This is a genomic window from Kitasatospora sp. NPDC057692 (genome assembly GCF_042799475.1).
GTDB lineage: Bacteria > Actinomycetota > Actinomycetes > Streptomycetales > Streptomycetaceae > Kitasatospora.
In genome coordinates this window covers 17,814-35,286 of the sequence record NZ_JBHVIV010000020.1, presented here as the reverse complement: position 1 = coordinate 35,286, position 17,473 = coordinate 17,814, and the positions used below count along the sequence as shown (strand labels likewise).

The window sequence follows — 17,473 nt, the reverse complement described above, 5'->3', positions numbered from 1 at the left end:
CTACGGTCCCGCCGCCCGGCGCGACACCTTCTCGGCGGCCAGGCTGTAGGCGGGCAGGGGGCGTCACGCGGGGCTTGGGGCGGGGGCGGGCGCCGGCTCGACGCTCAGGCCCTTGCGGGTGCGCTGGAGTAGCTGGACCAGCAGGCCCTCCGACGGGTGGCGCCCGGCCAGCAGCCGGTTGCAGTGGAGGTGGACGTAGCTGCCGAGCAGCCGGTCGCGGTCGGTGGCGAGGCGTCCGGCGGTCTCCAGGGCGGACAGCCGGTCGACGGCCTCGGCGAGCGCGTCGCGGCGCCGGCCCAGGATCTCCTGCACCGCGCCGCCCAGCAGGGCCGGACCCCCGGGCGTGCCGAGCAGGGCGCGCAGGCGCCGCTGGCGCACGCGGTAGTCCTCGCCGGCCTGGCGGCGGGCGGCGCCGTGGAACTGCCGGGCCTGCTCGGTGTACCAGCGCAGGCGCTCTTCGGGACCGAGGCCGAGCCCGGCGAGCAGGTCGTCGGTGCTCACGGCGGCCAGCTCGGTCAGGTCGGCGTCGACGGGGGAGTTCGGGCCGGTCTCGGCGAGCAGCCGCAGCACGGCCCGGCTGTCGGCGCAGAAGACCTGTTCGCTGACGTCGGTGCCCTCCGAGCCGCCGTAGCGCTCCAGTTCGCGGTCGTAGGTGTCGATGACCAGCCGGGAGAGCAGGCCCTCCTCGGTGAGCTGGGCGGCGAGCCGGGCGATCTCCGGGAGCAGGTGCCGGGTCAGGGCGTCGTGGTCGCCCTTCCAGCGCAAGCGCAGGTGCGGGTCGGGGTCGGTGTACCGGATGAAGAACCACTGCCGGGCGAGCCCGGAGACCTCGGCCATCTCGCACAGGCGCCCCAGGGGGCCGGCCAGCAGGGCGTCCTCCTGGTCGCGGTCGCCGTAGAACTTGGCGAACAGCCAGTCGCTGCCCGGCAGGCGCAGCCGGTCGCGGACCGGGACAGGGTGGCCGTTGGCGTGCGTGATCGCCGGTACGGGCGCGGCCTGCGGTTCGGTGCGCGGTTCGGGTGCCGTTTGTGGGGCCGGCCGCGGGCGCAGGACGAGCGGGGCCACGAGCTCGCTCATGAAGACGCCGTCCGCGCCGGGCACCCATGCGTCGGCGGTGTCGGGCAGTGCCTCCTGGAACACCAGCAGCCCGGCCTCGGCGCGCAGCTGTTCGACTTGGGCGGGGTCGTCGAGGTCGAGGAGCAACCGGTTGTCGGCCGTGGTCAGGTAGAGGCGCGCGGGGACCGACCACTGGGAGCGCCAGGCGGCCACGTGGGCGGCGAAGGCCCCGGCGTCGGCCGTCCGGTCCTCGCCGCCGTCATGGCCGTCGGCAGCGGCCGGGCGCAGCAGCCACCGGGCGGGGGCCAGCACGATCCGGCCGTACTGCACGCGGGGCAGGAACGGGAAGTCGGCCGCCGGGCCCCAGTCGAAGGCCGTGAACTCGGGCGCGCCGTCGCGGGCGACTTCGTCGAGGAAGCGGCAGACGGCGGGCGCCTGATGGGTGTTGAGCATGTGGCGCGCGGTGGGGCGCAGCACCGCGTCCAGACGGCGCGACCGGAGCCGGTAGCGGTCGTTGCGGACGCCGACCAGGATGTCGTCGAGCGACACGACCCGCTCGGAGGGCACCCCGGCGGGCACGTCGAGGACGATCTCGTACTCGTGGACGGCGGGGCGCACGACGACGTTCGCCATGCGGTGGTTCGCGGGCAGGTAGACGACCTCGACGGGCAGCGCGGCGTCGGGGCGGGCCCGGTACTCGGCCTCGCCCAGGCTGCGCAGGGCCGCCGGGCCCTGCGGCGCGAGGAGTCCGGCGAACCGGCCGAGCGAGCGGCCGGCGCTGCTGGCGCCCAGGTTCGGTCCGACGACCAGGAGGAAGTCCCCGCGGTCCACGGCTTCGCGGGAGGCGGCGGCGACGAACGCGGACAGTTCCAGGGACAGCGGTACGGGCGCGGTCGCGGGGTCACGGGTCTGGAGGGCGGCCAGCAGGGTGTCGGTCAGGTCGACGACGCGCCGGCCGTCGCGCAGGGCGCCGAGGGCGAGGTCGGTGAGCGTGCTCGCGCGCCGGGCGGCCGCCTCGGGCGCCGGCGCCGGACGGGCGCCGTGGGTGTGTCCGAGCGGGCCGATCCCGGTGTGCTCGTCCAGCAGCTCCAGCAGGGGCACCTCCCGGTCGTGGCCGTAGCGCCGGGTGAACGCGGCGCGGTGGGCGGACAGGTCGGCGCTGCCGAGCGGCTGCGGCGACAGGCGCAGGAGCAGCTCGGCCGCCCGGGCGCAGTCCTCGCCGACGCGGGCGCCGATCCGGTCGCCGTCCACGGGCCGGGCCATGTCGGTCTGGAACGCCGGTCCGTCGGCCGGGTGGATGTCCTGGGCGCGCTGGGCGATGCCGCGGGCCCGCCGCGGTGCCTGGTCGTCCGGGGCGCGGTCGAGGTCGGCCATCTCGGCGAGCAGGTCGGCGAGCTGAGCGGCCGTACGGGCGCAGGCGGGGCGCTCGGCGAGGCGTCGGCGCAGCTCCTCGGCCGGGTCGTCGGTGGTGAGCGCGGCGCGCAGGTCGGTGACCAGGAGGTGCTGGCGCCACAGCTCGGAGAGCAGCCGCTCGACCTGCTCGGGGCTGCCGCCGGTGTGTTCCAGCAGGTGCCGGCGCAGCACGGCGTACGGGACGGGGTGGCGGGTGGCGCGCAGTGCCTCGCGGACGGCGGGGGTCAGGCGGACCGAGCCGGTGCCCTGCGCGGGGCCGCCGTCGGCCAGGGCGAGCCGGCCGTGGCGCTCGATGGCGCGGGCGCTCGCCGTCCACCGGCTGTCGGCGCGGGCGGCGGGGTCGTCGTCCAGGGCGAGGCACAGGTCGGTCAGCCAGCCCATGTCGGGGCGGGTGCGGATGCGGTCGGCGTCGTTGCGCACGGCCAGGGTGGTGCGCTCGCCCCAGCCCGCGAGGGACACGGCGGCGAACGCGCCGTACGGGGTGGGGCGAGTGCTCATCCGGATCAGGTAGCGGGCCAGTTTCAGCTCGGCCCGGGCGGCGTCGCGCGCCCTCGCCCCGGTGCGCTGCAGGGCGTCGAGCAGGTCGGGGCTGGCGACGGCCAGGGCCCGCCGCACGCGTGGGTCGGCCAGGCTGTCACGGGGGTTCGCCGGGTTCACGGGGTTCGCCGGGTCCGCGGCGGTGGCGGCGGTGGCGGCGTTCGGTGCGCGGGCGGGCAGCAGGGGGGTGCGGACGATCAGCCACGGGGCCGGCTCGTAGAGCGGGGCGCGGCCACGGGCGGCGGCGGGCGTGCGCCGGGTACGGCCTCGCGCCGGGCCGGCGCCCCCGCCCGCTGCCGGGTCCGCTGCCGGGTTCGGGTTCGGGTTCGCGGTCATGACAGGGCCACGGCGCGGTCCCACACCGGCTCCCGGTCCGTCGCGGCCGCGAGCAGGACGAGGGCGACCCCGGCCGCCCCGTCGAGGAAGCCGGGCTGGTCGACGAGGTTGCCCGCCGGCTCCACCGTCGCGATCCCCATCGGCCGCGCCGGGTCGACGTGCGCCAGGATCTGCTCGGTGAGAGCGTCGGCGGCCTCGGTGAACACGGGCAGCCCGGTGTCGTCGGCGAAGCGCAGCGTCACCTGGAGGAGCCCGGCGACGCCGTGGCAGAACGTCGGGGAGTCGATGCGGCGCTCGGGCACGGGCCGGCGGTAGACGGCCTCCATCGCCCGCACCGCCACCGCGCACAGGCCCTCGTCGCCGAGCGCGCTGCCCGCCAGCCACAGCGCCCTGGCGACCCCCGGACTGCCGTAGCACCACGCGCTGCGGGTGGTGCGGTCCACCCGGCCCTCGCGCAGGCCGGGGCCGCCGTCGCCCAGCGGGACGACCGCGGGCCAGTTCGGCCCGGCCGCGTCGTCCAGCCGGTGGGCCAGCAGCCACCCGGCCAGCTCGCGCACGGACGGCCGCAGGCCCTCGGCCTCGACCCCGCTGCGCACGGCCAGGGCCAAGACCGCCAGCGGGCCCGGGATGCCGTGCGCCAGACCGCAGTTGAGGTTGCCGAACGGATAGGCGCGGGCCTGCTCCTCGTCGTGGAGCAGCGCCGCCGGGGTGTACCAGGCGGGCGGCCACTCACCGGGGCCGGCGAGGCCGGCGAGTGCGCGCACGACCGGCGCGAGCGCCGGGTGCGCGGGTCGGCCGGCACCGGCGGGCAGCAGGTGGGTGGCGACGCCGCTGAGGCCCGAGATGAGGTCGAAGGACGACACCGGCACCCCGCTGCGCCCACGCAGCGCCGCCGCCCCGGCCAGGCTCATCGCCGCGATCCGGGCGTCGAGCACCTGGCGCAGGCGCCGGTAGCCGCGGCCGTCGCCCAGCACCGCGGCGCAGAACGCGACGCCGCTCAGCCCGCTGGACACGCTCGGCGGGGCACCGCCGCGCTGCTCCAGCGCGGCCACCGCGCGCGTGAGGTGCGCGTGTCCGGTGCGGTCCCAGCCCTCGGCGGGGAAGCAGCGGTGCAGCTGGGCGCAGAACAGCGCCTGGCCGGTTTCACCCTGCGCCAGCGACACCGGGTCCCAGTGCACCGATCCGGGGAACGCGGTCTGCCGGGCGGCGAGTTCGATCGCCGCCCGCACCCGTGGGGGGCTGGTGGCCCGGTCGGCGATCAGCCGGGCGGCTTCGAGCGCGCGCCGGGCGGCCGCCGGCCCCAGCCGCGGCGCCCATCCGCCGTTGCCCGGTGCCACCGCCGACGCGGTCGGCGGCGTCGCGGCGGATGCCGTCCCAGGGGTCCTCATTGGCGGCACCGCGGGTTCGGTCCGCAGGTGAACACGTGCGGGTTGCAGGTGTCGCAGGTGCGGCAGGTGTGGCAGGTGGCGCAGGTGGCACCCGCGCAGGTGCGGCAGGTGGCCTCGCCGCACGTGGCGCAGGTGTTCTCGCCGCAGGTGGCGCAGGTCTGCTGGAAGCAGGTGTTCTCGCAGGTGGCGCCCGCGCAGGTGTCGCACGTCGCGTTCTCCGTGCAACGGCACGTGCGCGGCTTGCAGACGGTGATTCCGGTCGGACAGTCGACGTCGGTGGCACAGGCGAACTCGGTGACGCAGTCGCCGAACGTCGGCCCGGGGCACTCGGCCTCGAAGGTCTGCGGTTCGGAGGGCTGCGTGGTGGGCACCGTCCCAGTGCGGCGCGGCTGCGCCAGCCGCAGGTCGAGGTCGAACTCGTCCAGGGGAGCGGCCGACTCCACCCGGGTGAAGTGCACCGTCGCATCGCGACTCAGGGTGACCTTCGTCGCGTCGAGTCCGACGAACGGCGGCTGGTCGCTGCCGACGTCCTCCACCGCCAGCACGTCCGCGGAGGCGAACTCGGCGTAGTAGTCAAGCTGCTTGTTGAAGTACAGCCGCCGGTATCCGGGGCGGTCGCTGTCGCCCAGCAGACCACTGAGCGTCAGCGTCCTGGCCGGCCGCTGCGACGGATCGGCCAGGTTCCTCGCCACGAAGTCGTCCTGGGGGCGGTCGCCGATACCGTTCGGCCCGCCGGGTTCGGAGTTCTTGCCAGCCATGTCAACCTCGGGTGCTACTGGCGCGGTCGCGGTCGTGTCCGCTTCTGCGCCGGCGACGGCTGCGCAGCGTGCGCGTTCCCGGGGTGTGAGTGCCGCGCCGTCGGCCTGTCAGCGGTCCGGCGGCGTGCTGAAGCTCACGAGGACACAGGCCCCGGGACGGGAAACCGTGCCGGTTGTGTTAACTCTGCGTCACTTTCGGTTCTGTCTCTCCTTCCATTGTGGGCCCGCTCGTCCGTACCCGCACGGTTCGGGGACCCGCACGGTTCAGGGCGCGTGCCGGAGGCGGTCGTGCAGGCCGGATCGACCCTGGACGCAGCCCTCGACCGCGCCGGACTGACCATGCTGACCGACGTCGACCCCCACCAGGCCGTCCGCGGCCTCACCCGATGGCTCGATGCCGCCACGCTGCGCCAGGTCAGGTCCTGGCTGGAGCGCACCCGCACCGCCGTTGTCGCACTTAGCGGCGCCGACCCGGCCCGCCCGGCCCGTCGTGTGCCGCAGCCGCCTGTGACGGTCCGTTCCCTGGTGAAAGGTGTTGACCTTGCCGGCCGGCGGGCGTTGGATGGGCGATCCCGGGACGGGGTCCCACGAATCTTCCCATCACGGCCCTGTTCTCCCGAAGCTACGGCGAAGTGACAAGTAGCTCTCTGTAGCGGATCCGGGTGTGCTGGTCGGCGGTTTGGATCTTCTGGGTCCGCCGGGGGCCGTGCTCGGTGAGGTTGGTCCGGTCATGACGACCGGAGGGGGCTTCTCGCTGGACGACACCGAGGCGGACCTGCGCGAGAATGAGCCCGACACAGACCAGATCCGTGTTGACCTCACCGCCGTGACCGGCGTCGCGGCGCTCACCGACTTCGCCGATACGGTGCCGTATCGCCTGCTGTTCGCGTTGCCGCGGGGGGTCGCACGGGCGCACCGAGGGGATCAGTATGGCGACGGTCACGGTGGACGTGGCAGTTCCCGACGCGCTGCGGCCGGTCGTGGATGTGGCGGCGTTGCCGGCGCCCCTCGGTGACGCGGGGCCGGCGTGGCTGGTGCTGTCCGAGGATGGACGACTGGCGCGGTGGACGCCGACGACCGGCGAGGTGCAGGACGTGGCCCGGTATCGGGAGGAGAGGCTGGCGTCCGAATACGGTGGCGGCGTTCGACCGCGGCTCCATGTGTCTCGATGTGGCCGTTGGGCGGCGGTGGTTCAAGACCGCGGTCGGTACGGCACCGTCGTCGATCTCACCACCGGTTCGCCGGTGTTGACGTTGGACGGCGGGGACTACTGCTGTGAAACCGTCCCGTTCGCGTTGGCGTTCGCCGAACACGGCGGCCGGCCGGTTGTCGTCCATCGCACTGACTGGAACCGGTTGGATGTCACCGATCTCGCGTCCGGCGAGGTGCTTACGGCGCGGGACAGCCCGGACAGAGACGAGGAAGCTGCGGAGTACGACCTCGACTACTTCCACGGCGCGCTGTCGCTGAGTCCTGACGGGACTCGTGTCTACGACGGCGGTTGGGTGTGGCAGCCGTGGGGGATGCCGGCGGTGTGGAGCCTGACCGCCTGGCTGCACGACAACCCGTACGAGTCCGAGGACGGGCCCAGCCGTGCGGTGTATCCCGAGGTCTCGGAGTGGAACTGGCCGGTGGTGTGGATCGACGACGGGCGGATCGCGGTGTACGACCGGGACGATGCCGGCAGCGGCACCGTCCACGTCCTCGACCCCACCTCGATCGAACTGCGCTCGCCGGGCGTCCGATGGATCAAGGCGGTCGCCACGTTCCGCTGGCCGGTCGGCGATTTCGGCTTCTTCACCGACGGAGAGCATCTGCTGATCGCCGACGAGGCCGGTCTGCAGGGCGTCGACATCACCAGCGGACAGCAGGTGTTCGCGATCGACGGGTTCCGCCCGGCGCGTCAGGATCGGCATACCGGAACGCTGATCCAGGTCGGCAGCGCCCATGCCCGGTTGTGGACGCCGCCGGAGTGGACTGCGCGCGCCGGCTGAGCCGCCACTTCCCACAGGGTGCCGAGGGGGAGAGCATTCGCGAGTCCACACTGGAAGGGCTCGACACCGCCATCGATGTCCGCGACGACGCGCAGTTCGAGTTGCTGCTGGACCTGGTTCCCCACACGATCCATACCGAAGGTCGGCAGGCGGATCGGTTGGTGTTGAGCGCCGGTGATTCGGGCACATCCCTGTGCATCGCCGTGACACAGGACCAAGAGATGTAGCTCCTGTCCCGCGAGGCCGACACGGGCGTGGAGTGGACACCGGGTCCGGGCCTCGCGTCGGATCTGGGCCTGTAGAACCGCAAGAAGGCTCCAGCACGCTCATGGCGCCCGGCGGCTCGTCCGCGTCGATGGGACTGGACCGAGCCGCCGGGCGCCCCGCAGTGGACTGGTCGCATAGGTGTGCGGCGTGACTGACCTGCCCTGGGCCGTATCCAACCTCTCCACGCTGGTTGCGGAGGTAGTACCAGTCGACGGCGCTGATCCCGGGCTCGTCGCGTTCGGCGAACGCTCCTGGGCATTGGCTAGCTTCGCCGCGCTCACCGTCGTCCGCGCCATCCGCGCCGGAGAGGTGCCACTGCGCACCGCCCGTCCTGCGACCTGGACCATCGGGGTCTCGATGGTGCCGGGGCAGATCGCGTTGGTGCGGATCCCGCGGGGGGCGTACTCGAGGGAGGCGCTGCCGGTCAGGCCGATCACGCCGTGCTTGGAGGAGTGGTAGGAGGCGCGGCCGGGGATGCCGACCAGGCCGCCGAGGGAGGAGCAGTTGACGATCGCGCCGCTGCCCTGGGCGCGCATGTGGCGCAGCTCGTGCTTCATGCCCGCTCAGATGCCGCGCAGGTTGACGGCGTGGACGCGGTCGAAGACGGCGGCGTCCTCGTCGGCGGCGTCGGCGGGCGGGATCTGGATGTCGGCGTTGTTGTAGGCCGCATCGAGGCGGCCGAAGGTGGCGACGGTGCGGTCGACGGCGGCGGCGACCTGCTGCTCGTCGGTGACGTCGCAGGGCAGGGCCAGGACCTGGTGGCCTCGGTCGGCCAGTTCGCGGGTGGCGTCGTGCAGGGCGGGCCGGTCGAGGTCGGCGAGGGCGACGGCCGCGCCGCAGGCGGCGAAGGCGCGGGCGGTGGCCAGGCCCATCCCGGAGGAGTCGCCGGTGACGAAGGCGTCCTGGCCGGTGAAGTCGTAGACGGGGTTCATCGCGGTGTTCTCCCAACAGGTTCGGGGTTTCACCGGCCGACGGGGATCTGCGTGCCGGCGGCGTGCGGGGCGGCCGGGGGCGGCACGGAGCCGGTCCGTGGGGCGGGGCCCGGTGCGGGCCGGGCGGCTCCGCGAAGGGCGAGGGCGGCCAGCGGCAGGAGGGTGAGGGCAGCGAGGATGCCGCCGACGAGGGCGGGTCCGGTCAGGCCGAGGCCGGTGCCGAGGGCGTGGCCGGCGAGTGCGGAGCCGGCGGCGATGCCGGTGTTGTAGGCGGAGGTGGTCAGGGCGGAGGTGAGGGTGGGGGCGTCGCCGGCGAAGCGGACGGCCAGCGAGGTGACGACGGGGTTGACGGCGAAGCCGGTCAGGGCCATCAGGAAGACCAGGGCGACGGCCGTCGCAGGGTTGGTGGACAACGGGACGAGCAGCAGCAGGACGGCGGCGGTGGCCGCGGCGGCGGTGATCGTGGTGGCCATGGGGCGGCGGTCGCCGAGCCGCCCGCCGATGGTGTTGCCGCCGAGCGCGCCGGCGCCGAAGGCGACCAGCACCAGCGGCACGGCGTTCTCCGGGATGCCGGCGCGGCCGGTCAGCAGCGGCGTGATGTACGTGTAGGTGGCCAGGACGCCGCCCATGATCAGGACGGCGGCGGCCAGTGCCAACCACAGCCTGCCCTGCCGCAGCGCCCGGTGTCGGGGACGAGGCGGCCCACGATCGAGGCGGCGAGGACTGCCAGGGCCCAGAAGGGACCGCGCCAGCCGGTGGCCTGCCCGACGACGGACCCGAGGGGAACGCCGACGACGTTGGCCAGGGTCAGGCCGCCCATCATGGCGCCCACGGCGCGGGTGGAGCGGCCGGGGCCCGCCGCTTCGGTGGCGATGACGAAGCCGACGGCCCAGAACGCGCCGGTGGCCAGCGCGGTGACGAGGCGGGCGGCGAGAACGGCGGTGAAGTCGGTGCTGAGGGCGGCGACGACGTGGCCGAGCGCGAAGACGGCCAAGGCGAGGACCAGGGTCCGCCGCCGGGGCAGGCGCAGGGTGGCCAGGGCCATGGTCGGGCCGCCGGCGATCATGCCGACGGCGAAGGCGGTGATCAGCAGTCCGGCACGGGAGACACTGACGCCGAGGTCACCGGCGATCTCCGGGAGGAGCCCGGCGACGACGAACTCGGTGGTGCCCATCAGGAAGGTGCCGGCGGCGAGCACCCACACGACGAAGGGGAGCTTGCCGGTGGCGGGGCCGACGGGGCGGGGCATACGGGCTTCTTTCCGTGGGCGGGGGCGGGTCAGGGGGTGGCTTCGAGAGTGATCTTCCGGGCGTGGGCCAGTCGGCCGGGGTCGGCGTCGAGGTGGCCGAGGACCAGAAGGTCGGCGGAGGGGGCGGGGCCGTCCCGGTGGAAGAGGGCGAGATTTCCCCAGGGCGCGTAGTAGGCGAGGTCGCCGGCCTTGGCCGCGGCCGGTACCGGCGCGGCGGCGGTGGTGAGCCTACGCGGCGGGTAGCCGATCCGTTCGGTGCCGTGGAAGTCCTCCAGGTCCACGGTCAACGGCAGAAGGGCGGCCAGGTCGCGGGCGGCGGGGCTGTCGTTCAGCACCGCTTCGACGGGCGTGCCGTCGAAGGTGGCGCGGATGTTCATCGGGGTGCTCCTGTCGGCCGGTGCCGGGGTGTCCTGCCACCCCGCCCCTGGCGAGGCCGAGGTCGGCGGGGCGGTGTCCGGCGGGCTGCCGGTGCAGGCGGCCAGCGACAGCAGTGCGGCCGGCGGGGCGAGGCGGAGCAGGGCGTGGCGCAGCGGTGCGGGCATGGGGGTCGTCCTGGGGTGCTCGGGTGGCCGGTGCGGGCGGTGGCCCGCCGCCGGCCCCGGCCGGTTCGGCTGTCGCGGTCAGGGCTTGAGGAGGGCCTTGATGGCGCGGCGCTCGTCCATCGCGCGGTAGCCCTCGGCGACCTGCTCCAGCGGCAGGGTGAGGTCGAAGACCTTGCCGGGGTCGATGCTGCCGGCCAGGACGCGCTCGATCAGGTCGGGCAGGTAGCGGCGCACCGGGGCGGGGCCGCCGCGCAGGCCGACGTGGGAGAAGAACAGCTCCTGGCCGTCGACGGCGACCCCGTGCGGGACGCCGACGAAGCCGACGCTGCCGCCGGGACGGGCGGCATGCAGGGCCTGCTGCATGGACTGGGCGGTGCCGACGCACTCCAGGATGCTGTCGGCGCCGATGCCGCCGGTCAGTTCCTTGATCCGGGCCACGCCCTCGTCGCCGCGCTCGGCGACGATGTCGGTGGCGCCGAACTGCAGGGCGAGGTTCTGCCGGGAGGCGTGGCGGGACATGGCGATGATCCGCTCGGCGCCCATCTCCTTCGCGGCGATCACGGCGCACAGGCCGACCGCGCCGTCACCGACCACCACCGCGGTCGAGCCGGGCCGGACATCGGCGGCGTCGGCGGCCCACCAGCCGGTGCCCAGCACGTCCGAGACCGCCAGCAGACCCGGCCAGAACTCCTCGCCCGGGGTGCCGTCGGTGGCGACCAGGGTGCCCTGGGCGTTGGGGATACGGACGTACTCGGCCTGACAGGTGGACATGAACTCGCGGTGCACGCAGTTCGACTGGAAGCCGGCCAGGCAGTTCGGGCAGGTGTTGTCGGAGGTCGCGAACGACCCGACCACGAACTGGCCCGGCCGCAGCGAGGTGACGGCGGAGCCGACCTCCTCCACGAAGCCGACGTACTCGTGCCCCATCGGGTGCGGGTCGCCGACCGGCTCCGCCCCGCGGTAGGGCCACAGGTCCGAACCGCACACGCAGGTCACGGCCGTTCGGATGATCGCGTCGGTGGGGTGGAGGATCTTCGGGTCGTCCAGCGTCTCGAACCGGACGTCCCGGGGGGCGTGGATGACTGCGCCGCGCATCAGGGGTCTTCCTTCGTGTTCCGGGGCGGACAGCCGGGCGTGCCGGCCACTGCCGAATGCGTGTCGGGCGCGGGCCCGAGGCCGGCGGGGCTGGCCGGGGAGCGCCACGTCTCCAGGAAAGGCGCTTCCGGTGCGCGCAGCGAGTCACCATCAAGGGGTGTACCGGCGGTACACCCCACCCGGGCCCCGGGCGTCGTACCGTCGGAGGCGTGGACAACAGCCATGAGGTCCGCGAGTTCCTCACCTCGCGGCGCGCGAAGATCACCCCCGAGCGGGCGGGCATGCCCGCCGGCCCCCGCCGCCGCGTGCCCGGCCTGCGCCGCAGCGAGGTCGCCGCCCTCGCCGACCTGAGCGTCGAGTACTACGCGAAACTGGAGCGGGGCAACCTCGCCGGCGCCTCACCGGCCGTCCTGGAGGCCGTCGCCCGCGCCCTGCAGCTCGACGACGCCGAACGCGCCCACCTGCTGCACCTTGCCCAGGCCGCCGTCGGCACCGACGCCCTCGCCCGCCCCCGCCGGCGCACCACCCGCCAGTGGTCGCCCCACCCCGCCCTGCAGTGGATGCTCGACGCCGTCACCGGCGGCCCCGCGTTCGTCCGCAACGGCCGCATGGATCTGCTCGCCGCCAACCAGCTCGCCCGCGCCTTCTACACCGAGGTGTACGACGGCCCCGGCAACCAGGACAACCTGGCCCGGTTCCAGTTCCTCGACCCGGCCTCCCGCCGCTTCTACCCCGACTGGGAGCAGGCCGCCGACATCACGGTGGCCATCCTGCGCACCGAGGCCGGCCGCGACCCCCACGACAAGGACCTCCACGACCTCGTCGGCGAACTCTCCACCCGCAGCGACGAGTTCCGTACCCGCTGGGGCGCCCACAACGTCCGCCACCACGGCAGTGGCACCAAACGCTTTCACCACGCGGCAGTCGGCGATCTCACGCTCGCCTACGAGGGGCTGGAGATGACCGCAGCCCCCGGCCTCCACCTGACCGTCTACACCGCCGAACCCGGCTCCCCCAGCGACGAGGGCCTGCGCCTGCTCGCCTCGTGGGCTGCCACCCGCGAAACCGCGGCGGATCCTCGCCAGAGCGGCGGGCAGCCGGCGGCGCCGCGCCGCGAGTGACGCGATCCGGTCCCGGGGTGCCTGCCCGGGGCCGGATCGCGGCCCTCGTTCAGGGGCCGGGGTGGCCGCGGACCGGCAGTGTGCGGACGCGGTCACCGGATTCGGTGAGTGCGCCGCGCAGCCTGTGGTTCTCCAGGGTGAGCTGGTTGACGACCTGGACCAGGGCCTGCCGGTCCTCGCTCAGTTCCCGCAGTTTCCGTGTGTCGGCGGCGCGCAGTTCCTTGAGCTTGACGATCTGCTTGCGTAGGCGGGCTTCGCTGTCGGGGATCCGGCCGAGGGCGCGGACGCGGGCGTAGAAGTCCTCGCGCAGGTCGAGGTGGCGCTGGGTGAGGGCGTTGCGGGGGACGCCCGCTTCGATGGCGAGGGCGACGACGGTGAGTGCACCGTTGGAGTTCTCCGGGGTGCCGGCGAGGATGCGGTGGGCGGCGGCGCGGATGCGGTCCCGTTCGTCGGGGGCGGGGGGCACGGGGTCTCCGGGAGGGTGCGGCGTTCGGCGTGGTGGCGTTCGGCGAGGGCGGTGAGGCGTTGGGCGGTGGCGGTGAGGCGGTCGGCGAGCGGGCCGGGGAGGTGAGTGGCCTGCTGGAGCAGGGTGCGGGCGCGCTCGCGTAGTTGGTGGGCGTGGTGGTCGGTGCGGGCGATGTTGCCGCACATGGGGACGCAGTGGTCGAGGGCGGTGTCGGCGCAGGCGCGGACGGTCTCGATGTCCAGGAGGGTGTGGATGCCGTCGCGGGAGCGGGAGGCGTAGCCACGGCGAGGGCGGTGCGCGGGTGGCCGTACTGGACGGCGAGGGCGACGGTGCCGCCGGGGCGGCGGGCGATGTGAAGTTCCACCCTGCGGTTGGACACTCTCCGTCTACGCTGCGAGGACGTGACCTTGCCGGTGCCGCTGGCGAGTCTTGAGTGGGGTGAGGTAGCCCCACTCGGGGTGTTTGCGTAGGCGCCTGCGATTGTAGAAGGTCTCGACGAAGGCGAAGACCTCCGCGCGGGCAGTGGCACGGTCGGGCCAGACCCGGGTGCCGATCTCCTCCTTCAGGACGGCGAAGAAGCTCTCGGCGGCGTTATCGTAACAGGAGCCAACTCTTCCCATTGACTGCCGCATGTCCAACTCGTCTATTTCACTGCGGAATTCAGCTGACGTATATTCACTGCCGCGATCCGAATGGAAGATGCAGCCTCGCTCCAAGTCGCCTCGGCCGGCGGCCATCCGCAGCGCGGCCACCGGCAGTTCGGCGCGGTGGTGGTCGGCCATCGCGTAGCCGACCACCTCGCGGGTGGCCAGGTCGATGCAGGTCGCCAGGTAGAGCCGGCCCTCCTCGGTCGGCAGGAAGGTCATGTCGCCGACGAGCCGCATCCCCGGGCGAGGCGCGGTGAAGTCGCGCCCGACAAGGTCCGGGGCGAACAGTTGGTGAACTCGGGAACGATACACCGGTTGTACTCCCATGCATGTCCCAGAGTCTCGGCTTGCTGGTCTGGGCTCAGGGCGGAAGCCCGAAGGTCGTTATCGAGGTCGCCGGGGTAGAACCATTTTTCCTTCGGCATAAGGGTCTCCATCGGAGCGATTGCGTCGGTCGCAGCTTGCGCCCTCCGAGCGCCGTGCCGATCCCGCAACGTCATCGGTCATGGTGCGGTCGTCGTCCCGGTGGCGTCGCACGGCGTTCGCGGAATCCGTGGTTTCGGAGAGGACACGCGCGCGGCGTTCCGCTGCACGCGGCGTCACCGATCGACGGGTGTGGCGGGGAGCGGTTCGACGATCGCCCCGCCCGGCGTGGTCATCGATGTCTCTTCGTGGCTCCGGCACAGCCGCCGCTTCGGGAACTGGCCCGAGCGGCTCATCGGCCCGGGCCGACCGCAGCGGGTCGGTCACCGGGAAGAGGCTGCCGACGCGGTCGAGGGGTTCGGCGGTGGCGCGGTTGCGCTGGAAGGCCCGGCGCAGGGGTGGTCGCGGACTTGTGCTGCTCGGCTGGGCGCGGGTTGACGCGAAGTCCAGTAGATCCCAATAGCGATATTTATAATATTCTATGCTCATCAGAATGGTGTGGTAACTGGGCGGCCCGCAGTCACGTCTCACATCCAGACGTCCCTCAACCGCAGATGGATCCCGCGGCCCGCGGTGTGCGGCGGCCCAAATCGTACGAGAACGATCCAGCCCGCGAAGGCGGCAAGACGATGTCCAGGGTTGACGATGTGGAACGCGCCATCCTCGACGAGTACATGGTGGTAGCGCAGTGTTTCCCTGCCAGTGACCGAGGCTTGGACGCCTTCCGGAGGCTTTGGCTGGATTCGGTGGCCGACGAGCTTGCTCCCGCGATCGCAGGCTTCCGGGGGCGACGCATGGCTCCCCCGCCCCCGTTCGACAAGCTCATCGTGTCCTTCGTTGCCGAGGAGAATGCCGTGCCCGGATCGGAGACGGGCGCCCGGCCGGTCCGGTCGGCGGATCCAGTGGCAGGAACCGGCACGTGCCGGCATCAGGTGCTCCAAGAGTTTGTGCGGTGGATCGGATCGTTGTGAAATGGGTCTGAGTCCCAGGCGGCCTCGCTCTGCGCACCGAGGGGATCGGGGCCGGGCGGAGCACCGCGTCCGAGCACTCTGTTCGGTCTCCTCGAACTCGCCGAGGGCCGGGGTGCGCCGACGGCGCGCAGGTGGCCGCATCCGGCGGCGCGAGGGGTCCGCGCCTGAATTCGACCGCCGATCGGTCGGGTCAACCGGCCGAGGGGCAAGATCACCGCATTGGGCACCCTGGACGATCTCACCGGTGAGGCGGACGAAGCGGGCGCTACGGTCCGCCGGTAGGGGAGAGGCTCGCCCGCGGACGCGTCCGGACCTCCTGGGAGGAGGCACATCGTGACCGGGGACCAATCTGAGCCGGTCGACCCGCACGGGTACGACTCCGGCTCGTTCCTGCCAGACCGGGACGCGAAGGCGCCCACGTTCCGGGCAGTCGATTATGGAGTGGGCGAGCACGGTGTCCTTGAGCCCGTGGCCGAGCGTGTCCATGCCCGGTACCCGGCTGGGAAACGGGGCGCGTCGGTCGTCGGCGACAGGCCGGCGGAGGCCGGGCCCGGCGGCACAGAGCCCCTCGATGTGCTGTGGACCCGCAAGCACGCGGCCGGCACCCCTCTGGCGGCTCATGTCGACGCGGTGCGCCGTCGACTGGCTGAGGACCCGGAAGCGCCCCGGCCCGGCGGCTGGGTGTACGACCCGGAGGGGACCCTCGCGGCCATGAAGAGTGACCCGACCTCCTGGGGCCGGCGGTTCGCTCCCTGGATGACGGAGTGCGCCGAGATGGTGGAGCACGGGCGCGACCTGCTCGCGGAGATCCGTGAGGTCCGGTGCAGGGGTTCCGGCTTCGCCGCGTCGGGCCAGGTCGGGCTGGTCCCGCTCACCGCCGGTGCGGATCCGGTCGGGGCGCTGCTCGCCCGGGCCCGGCGGGGGGAGAATGCGGGCCGGTCCACCAAGTCGTTCCTTCCGACGTGCTGTTCCCCGGACTGGGCCGCGTTCATGGAGGAGTTCGGGTTCCGGGGCGTGGGGGCGTACCCGAACTTCGCCTCGGGGGCCTGGGGCGGCGGCATGATGCCAGCCGTCTACAACGACTGGCGCCAGGACTACGTCGCCATCCTGATCTACGGCTTCTACCTCGAGTACAACATCGACACCGCGTACGCGCGGGCGGGCAGAACGGGCCTGAAGGACGAGATCCTCTCGCTCTGGGACATGCCGGACCTCCCTGCGGACCTGGTGGCCCGGCGGGCGCACGTCGCGGCCGACCTCGCCTTCTTCGACGTCAAGCGGCACGACGAGGCCGACGCCCACGAGACGCGATCGAGCGGCCTGGCCACATGGGTCTACCGGGACCGCGATACCTGGCGCGACATGAAGGCGTCCGACAGTGGCTACTTCACCTACCACCTGTCGTTCCTGCCGAACCACGCCGGCCGGGACGACATGATGCTGACCGGCATGGTCGCCGACTGGGTCGACATCGGTCCGGATCTCCGCTTCCAGGAGTGCGGCCAGTCGGTCCTGGCCCTGACCTGCGGGTCGGTCGTCATGGCCGACCTGCTGAGCGCCTACGAGCGGACCGTGTGGATGGTCAACGCACACTGGACACAGACCGGCGGCATCCGCCCCGAACGCTATGCGGCGTGCACTGCGGTCCTGGCCGTACCCGTGTGGGTGCTCACCAACCACCGGCACGACGCCTGGCGCTACTACTCCCTCGCGGCGGAACTGTCCCACGTCGCGCAGCAGCGCGACCTGTACGCCTCCGGCCAGCTCGCGGACTGCTACACCGAGGATCTGACCCCCACCGTCCCGGTCGGCACTCCGCGCGTCGACGTCCCGAGACGGGACCTGCCGTTCGACGTCGAGATAGACGGCACCCGGCACACCGGGACCGTAGAGCTGCACTCCGTGATCTGCGAAGCCGTCGAGCACGGCGTCCTGCCCCTGAGCATCGTCGAGTACGAGTTCGTCGTCCCGTGGCTGCTGGGGGAGGGGAGGATCTCCCCCACCGCCTTCCTGTCCCACATGGACCGCGTCTACTGTCGGCACTTCGCCCGTTTCATGAGTGCCGGGCACGAGGCCGACTTCGAGCGCCGCTTCAGCGAACCGATGGCCGCGCTGGTGATGGAGCAGTGGTGGCACGGCATGTACTTCGCGATCGGCGCGGGCAGCCTGGTCGAGGCCCAGCCCGACGCGGTCGCCGGCGACCGGGCGCACAGCGGGTCTCCCGGGCCGTGACCGCTCGCGAATCCACAGGACTGCGGGCCCGGGAGGCGGGGAAGAG

At 73.2% G+C, this 17,473-nt stretch carries 13 protein-coding genes and 2 pseudogenes; 5 read left to right on the top strand and 10 right to left on the bottom strand.

The features are described from left to right. Nucleotides 1–63 precede the first annotated feature (63 nt). The 4 genes from ACFVFS_RS14195 to ACFVFS_RS14180 all read right to left on the bottom strand — a co-directional run bounded on the left by ACFVFS_RS14195 (nt 64) and on the right by ACFVFS_RS14180 (nt 6,431). Nucleotides 64–3,342: a lantibiotic dehydratase gene (locus tag ACFVFS_RS14195; RefSeq protein ID WP_380623728.1), complete on the bottom strand. Its 3,279-nt coding sequence runs from the start codon at nt 3,340–3,342 to the stop codon at nt 64–66. After that, on the bottom strand, nt 3,339–4,679 hold the full coding sequence (locus ACFVFS_RS14190) for a lanthionine synthetase C family protein (RefSeq protein ID WP_380623726.1): 1,341 nt from the start codon (nt 4,677–4,679) through the stop codon (nt 3,339–3,341). Before ACFVFS_RS14190 ends, ACFVFS_RS14195 begins: the two co-directional genes overlap by 4 nt. 47 nt (nt 4,680–4,726) lie before the next feature. Continuing rightward, on the bottom strand, nt 4,727–5,488 hold the full coding sequence (locus ACFVFS_RS14185; protein WP_380623724.1) for a hypothetical protein: 762 nt from the start codon (nt 5,486–5,488) through the stop codon (nt 4,727–4,729). A gap of 622 nt (nt 5,489–6,110) precedes the next feature. Continuing rightward, nucleotides 6,111–6,431 (bottom strand): hypothetical protein, encoded by a 321-nt coding sequence (locus ACFVFS_RS14180; RefSeq protein ID WP_380623722.1) that lies wholly within the window; start codon nt 6,429–6,431, stop codon nt 6,111–6,113. Between ACFVFS_RS14180 and ACFVFS_RS14175 the strand changes: the two genes are divergently transcribed. Beyond that, a complete protein-coding gene (locus tag ACFVFS_RS14175) occupies nt 6,418–7,482 on the top strand; it encodes a hypothetical protein (RefSeq protein ID WP_380623721.1) in 1,065 nt (354 codons plus the stop codon). The genes ACFVFS_RS14180 and ACFVFS_RS14175 overlap by 14 nt on opposite strands. Beyond that, nucleotides 7,461–7,709 carry a hypothetical protein gene (locus tag ACFVFS_RS14170; RefSeq protein WP_380623719.1) on the top strand — a complete coding sequence of 83 codons (249 nt, stop codon included), beginning with the start codon at nt 7,461–7,463 and terminating at the stop codon, nt 7,707–7,709. Before ACFVFS_RS14175 ends, ACFVFS_RS14170 begins: the two co-directional genes overlap by 22 nt. A gap of 288 nt (nt 7,710–7,997) precedes the next feature. On the opposite strand, the pseudogene ACFVFS_RS14165 reads toward ACFVFS_RS14170, so the two are convergent. From ACFVFS_RS14165 to ACFVFS_RS14150, 4 genes and pseudogenes are all read right to left on the bottom strand, one after another. Continuing rightward, nucleotides 7,998–8,681: pseudogene (locus tag ACFVFS_RS14165) on the bottom strand (SDR family NAD(P)-dependent oxidoreductase); the annotation flags it as partial. Between the two features lie 29 nt (nt 8,682–8,710). After that, nucleotides 8,711–9,855 (bottom strand): annotated as a pseudogene (locus ACFVFS_RS14160) (MFS transporter). Nucleotides 9,856–9,959: 104 nt separating this feature from the next. After that, nucleotides 9,960–10,472: a cyclophilin-like fold protein gene (locus tag ACFVFS_RS14155; protein ID WP_380623717.1), complete on the bottom strand. Its 513-nt coding sequence runs from the start codon at nt 10,470–10,472 to the stop codon at nt 9,960–9,962. A 78-nt stretch (nt 10,473–10,550) separates the two neighbouring features. Then, nucleotides 10,551–11,567, bottom strand: coding sequence for a zinc-dependent alcohol dehydrogenase family protein (locus tag ACFVFS_RS14150; protein ID WP_380623715.1), 1,017 nt, complete (start codon nt 11,565–11,567; stop codon nt 10,551–10,553). A gap of 209 nt (nt 11,568–11,776) precedes the next feature. Here ACFVFS_RS14150 and ACFVFS_RS14145 point away from each other — a divergent pair, with 209 nt between their 5' ends. Continuing rightward, nucleotides 11,777–12,688: a helix-turn-helix transcriptional regulator gene (locus ACFVFS_RS14145; protein ID WP_380623713.1), complete on the top strand. Its 912-nt coding sequence runs from the start codon at nt 11,777–11,779 to the stop codon at nt 12,686–12,688. A 49-nt stretch (nt 12,689–12,737) separates the two neighbouring features. Here ACFVFS_RS14145 and ACFVFS_RS14140 read toward each other — a convergent pair whose 3' ends face one another. Together ACFVFS_RS14140 and ACFVFS_RS14135 are read right to left on the bottom strand one after the other, a co-directional pair. Next, complete coding sequence (locus tag ACFVFS_RS14140; protein WP_380623711.1) at nt 12,738–13,154, bottom strand: hypothetical protein; 417 nt, start codon at nt 13,152–13,154, stop codon at nt 12,738–12,740. Between the two features lie 386 nt (nt 13,155–13,540). After that, nucleotides 13,541–14,113 carry an IS3 family transposase gene (locus ACFVFS_RS14135; protein WP_380623709.1) on the bottom strand — a complete coding sequence of 191 codons (573 nt, stop codon included), beginning with the start codon at nt 14,111–14,113 and terminating at the stop codon, nt 13,541–13,543. Between the two features lie 740 nt (nt 14,114–14,853). On the opposite strand from ACFVFS_RS14135, the gene ACFVFS_RS14130 reads away from it, so the two are divergent. Further along, nucleotides 14,854–15,195 (top strand): hypothetical protein, encoded by a 342-nt coding sequence (locus tag ACFVFS_RS14130; RefSeq protein ID WP_380623707.1) that lies wholly within the window; start codon nt 14,854–14,856, stop codon nt 15,193–15,195. Between the two features lie 711 nt (nt 15,196–15,906). Beyond that, entirely contained in the window at nt 15,907–17,427 is a 1,521-nt protein-coding gene (locus tag ACFVFS_RS14125) for a hypothetical protein (RefSeq protein WP_380623705.1), read from the top strand. Nucleotides 17,428–17,473 lie beyond the last annotated feature (46 nt).

What these genes read in the sequence shown, in the direction of transcription:
- ACFVFS_RS14125 (WP_380623705.1), top strand. Translation starts at nt 15,907, where the DNA reads ATGAAGAGTGACCCGACCTCCTGGGGCCGGCGGTTCGCTCCCTGGATG.
- ACFVFS_RS14155 (WP_380623717.1), bottom strand. Translation starts at nt 10,472, where the DNA reads ATGCCCGCACCGCTGCGCCACGCCCTGCTCCGCCTCGCCCCGCCGGCC.
- ACFVFS_RS14175 (WP_380623721.1), top strand. Translation starts at nt 6,418, where the DNA reads ATGGCGACGGTCACGGTGGACGTGGCAGTTCCCGACGCGCTGCGGCCG.
- ACFVFS_RS14185 (WP_380623724.1), bottom strand. Translation starts at nt 5,488, where the DNA reads ATGGCTGGCAAGAACTCCGAACCCGGCGGGCCGAACGGTATCGGCGAC.
- ACFVFS_RS14150 (WP_380623715.1), bottom strand. Translation starts at nt 11,567, where the DNA reads ATGCGCGGCGCAGTCATCCACGCCCCCCGGGACGTCCGGTTCGAGACG.
- ACFVFS_RS14195 (WP_380623728.1), bottom strand. Translation starts at nt 3,342, where the DNA reads ATGACCGCGAACCCGAACCCGAACCCGGCAGCGGACCCGGCAGCGGGC.
- ACFVFS_RS14130 (WP_380623707.1), top strand. Translation starts at nt 14,854, where the DNA reads ATGTCCAGGGTTGACGATGTGGAACGCGCCATCCTCGACGAGTACATG.